This is a genomic window from Gemmatimonadota bacterium, assembly GCA_039715185.1.
Taxonomy (GTDB): Bacteria; Gemmatimonadota; Gemmatimonadetes; order Longimicrobiales; family RSA9; genus DATHRK01.
On the sequence record JBDLIA010000163.1, the window covers coordinates 1 to 3476 of the forward strand.

General features: G+C 70.8%; 5 protein-coding genes. 1 reads left to right on the forward strand and 4 read right to left on the reverse strand.

Features of this window, described 5'->3' with window-relative positions; translation table 11 throughout:
* On the forward strand, positions 1–901 hold a 901-nt coding region (locus ABFS34_16140; GenBank protein ID MEN8376958.1), incomplete at its 5' end, for an ADP-ribosylglycohydrolase family protein.
* A 40-nt stretch (positions 902–941) separates the two neighbouring features.
* Here ABFS34_16140 and ABFS34_16145 read toward each other — a convergent pair.
* The 4 genes from ABFS34_16145 to ABFS34_16160 form a co-directional block, all read right to left on the reverse strand.
* Positions 942–2030 (reverse strand): WD40 repeat domain-containing protein, encoded by a 1089-nt coding sequence (locus ABFS34_16145; protein ID MEN8376959.1) that lies wholly within the window; start codon positions 2028–2030, stop codon positions 942–944.
* Positions 2027–2482: a hypothetical protein gene (locus ABFS34_16150; protein ID MEN8376960.1), complete on the reverse strand. Its 456-nt coding sequence runs from the start codon at positions 2480–2482 to the stop codon at positions 2027–2029. Before ABFS34_16150 ends, ABFS34_16145 begins: the two co-directional genes overlap by 4 nt.
* Positions 2479–2805, reverse strand: a complete 327-nt coding sequence (locus tag ABFS34_16155) for a hypothetical protein (protein MEN8376961.1) — start codon at positions 2803–2805, stop codon at positions 2479–2481. The genes ABFS34_16150 and ABFS34_16155 overlap by 4 nt, the downstream gene beginning before the upstream one ends.
* 232 nt (positions 2806–3037) lie before the next feature.
* Positions 3038–3476: hypothetical protein (locus ABFS34_16160; GenBank protein ID MEN8376962.1), on the reverse strand; the 439-nt coding region annotated here is incomplete at its 5' end.

The following is a 3476-nucleotide window of genomic DNA, read 5'->3' on the forward strand; positions in this document are numbered from 1 at the left end:
CCGCGGAGCCCTGCTCGGGCTCGCCGCCGGCGACGCGCTGGGGACGACCGTGGAGTTTCAGCCCCCCGGCAGCTTCGAGCCGCTGACCGACATGGTCGGCGGCGGGCCGTTCCTCCTCGAGCCCGGCCAGTGGACCGACGACACGTCGATGGCGCTGTGCCTGGCCGAGAGCCTCCTTGAACGCGGTGGATTCGACCCGGTCGACCAGCTCCGCAAGTACGTCATGTGGTGGCGAGGCGGCTACAACAGCTCCACGGGCGGGTGCTGCGACATCGGCAACACCGTGAGCCGGGCGTTGCGGCAGTTCGAGCGGACGGGCGCAGAATATCCCGGCCCCACCGACCAGTGGTCCGCAGGTAACGGCTCGATCATGCGCCTCGCGCCGGTGCCCATGTACTACGCCGCCGACCCGGAGGAGGGGATCCGCCGCGCCGCCGACAGCTCCCGCACGACGCACGGCGCGCGGGCGGCGGTAGACGCCTCCAGGTACATGGCGGGGCTGATCATCGGCGCGTTGAACGGCGCCTCGAAGGAGGAGATCCTGTCGGATCGGTACTCCCCGGTCGATGGCCTCTGGGAACGCGAGCCGCTCGTGGATGAGGTCGACGAGATCGCCAGGGGATCGTTCAAGCGGCGCGAACCCCCCGAGATCGTGGGCATCGGCTACGTCGTGCGGTCCCTGGAGGCGGCGCTGTGGGCGCTCGAGCGCGCGTCGGACTTCGAGGAGGGCTGCCTGGCCGCCGTCAACCTCGGCAAGGACGCGGACACGACCGGGGCGGTGTACGGGCAGATCGCGGGGGCGCTCTACGGGGCGAGCGGGATACCGGAGGGCTGGCGGAAGAAGGTGTGGGACGGAGGGCGGATCGCGGACCTGGCGGAAGCGCTGGGCGGGGCGCGCTAGCGTTGAGCCGGCGCGTCACGGGCGTGCCCGGACCGACGCCTCAATCCAGCCTGTAGACACGCATCCCCGGGCAGCCCGCCCAAGCAACGTGCGAGCCGTCGGAGGAAATGTCCCCCCAGTCGATGCAGCACGGCGCCGGTCGGACCGCCCAGATCTGCTCCCCGCGCGCCACGTCCCAGACCCGCAGCGTGCTGTCGACGCCCACGGTGAGGGCTCGGCGGCCGTCGCCGGAGAAGCGCAGGTCCTGGATGCGGGGCATGCCCGCGTAATCTCCCAGTAGCGGGTGAGACGCGCCGTGCCCGGACCACGGCGCCAGCTCATCGCGGGACTCGATCTCCCACAGGCGGAGCGCCGCCCCGTCGGCCGCGACCACGCGTCGCGAATCGGGCGTGAACCCGATCGCCCCGACCCTCCCGCTCGTTGATCCGCCCGCAGGCTCGTTCCGGAGCCCGAAAGCCGCCATCTCCCGGCCGGTCTGAGCCGACCAGACCCGGAGGCTGCCGGAGCCGTCGCCGGTCAGGATCATCGTCCCGTTGCGGGACCAGGCGGCGCGGTAGATCCGCCCCGATCCGGGCGGGGCGTCCTGGCCGACGAGTCGCTCCAGCGCGCCCGTGTCGAGGCGCCAGACGAGCGCGTACCGCTGCCCGTACGCGGCCACGGCCCGGTCGCCGTGCGGCGATACGGCGACATCGCTCGCCACCGAGTACCGCTCGTAGAAGAACGACCTGTCCTCGTAACTGCCGTCGGGGTGATGCACCGCGGTGAAGCTGCCGAGGCCCGGCGTCTCGGAGCCGAAGTGGGCGCGCGCCTCGGCTGTGCGCTCGAGTCGCTGGAGCTCCTCTCCGTCGATGTCGACGAGCCTCAGGGCGCCCTCGCCCGCGCCGATCAGGAAGGCGTCGCCCCCCGGTGCCGGCGCCCAGACACCTATGGCCCTATCGAGATCCGGCGGCTGCACGGCGTGCACCTGCTCGCCCCGCCCCACGTCCCACAGCTCGATGGCCCGGCCCCCGCCGACGGCCACAACGCCGTCGCGGAGGAACCGCACTCCGGAGGGCGGCCATTTCGGCGGGAAGCTGCGCTCGAAGTCGCGGACCTCCCCGGCGGCGAGGCCGGCGGCGGTCGCGGTCAATGGAAGGTCCCCCGCTCGCGGTCTCGCGCCTCCTGGATCTCGGCGTTCTCGTCGAGCCACTCGCCCAGGAAATCCATCTGCTCGTCAACGGTAGCGGGCACCACCTCCGGGCCGGTTTCGAAGATGTGGACGGGGCCGTCGGCGAACGGCCTGCCGTGCAGCACGGCGAGGAGGCCCTGGGCCATGCAGCGGGCCATGCCGCTCGCCCAGACGTTGCGGCTCGCGCCGTAGCACAGCAACCGGTACCCGGCGTGCTCCAGGGGCGGCCGCGCCTCCATCAGCGCCCCGAAGTAGTCCCCGGCCGAACCACGGTACGACCCTCCCTGAAACAGGATGTCCACGTGGCGGATCCGCTCGGACTCGGTGTACTCGGTCCACCACTCGACGACCGCCGGGCTCGTCGAGCCGTCGGGGCGGAGTATGTCGATCACCGCGCTCTTGGGCTTGGTCATGGTCCTTCATCCTCGCGACCGCCGCGCCGCAGATCGACCATCCCGCCCGTGCTTAGATCCTGCGCTATCGCGCCTCCCACGAAGTTGCTGGGAGCACTCTGCACGGCAGCCTCCGGATGCCTCTCGAGGATGCTCGCTCGCGCGGCTTCGACCTCATGCTCCGAGCAGGTCCAGAAGCCCCCCGTCGCCTCGCACGCGGGGCACCCCCGCCACTCGCGGTGTGAAACGGTGATGATTCCGCTCCCGTCGCAGCGTTCGCACGGCCGGCGCAGAGCGCCGAGCACCTCGTCCGCCAGCCGCCTGTGCGCACCGATGGGTTTCACGCGATAGACATACTGGTATCGGGCCATCCCCTCGTGCATGCCCAGAGACCACCGGACGAAGGTGTTTCGTCGCCCGCACGTCGAGCACGTCGATGCGCCTGTCAGCACGCCCGGCCCGTCGTGGCCGCACGTCGATCGCCAGTAGGCCGTAGGCAACAGTTGTCTCCTTGAATCAGTCGTGCGACCTGGAGCGACCCGCCCTGCACCGGGACGGGCCGCGACTCCGTTCACCTCACACGCGCGCCGCGCTGAAGTTTCCCGTCAGCACGATCGGCACTCCCTCGACCACGACCCGCACGTTCACGGTTCCGGACATGGAGTTGCCCGATATGGTGCCCGTGTTCCTCCAGTCCGATGAATCCATATCGAACGTCACGGAGGTCCCGTTGATCGTGCCGGAAGCCACGGGGCCCCCGCCGATCGGCTCCGAAAAGCTGGCACCCGGCGCCGAGCAGGACAGGAGCCCCCCGGAGTACGTCCCGGAAAAGGTCGTCCCGCTCTGGGTGAGAGACAGGGACACATTCGTGAAGCTGCACGTGACCGTGGCCGCGGTCACGTTGGTGGCGGCGTAGGACCAGGCTCCCGCCACGTTGGGGGTCGACGGCCCGGTGGGGTCGTCTCCGCAGCCGGCGGCGGCGGCGGCCATCAGTACAAGAACTGCCAGTCTTTTC

What these genes read in the sequence shown, in the direction of transcription:
- ABFS34_16150 (MEN8376960.1), bottom strand. Translation starts at nt 2,482, where the DNA reads ATGACCAAGCCCAAGAGCGCGGTGATCGACATACTCCGCCCCGACGGC.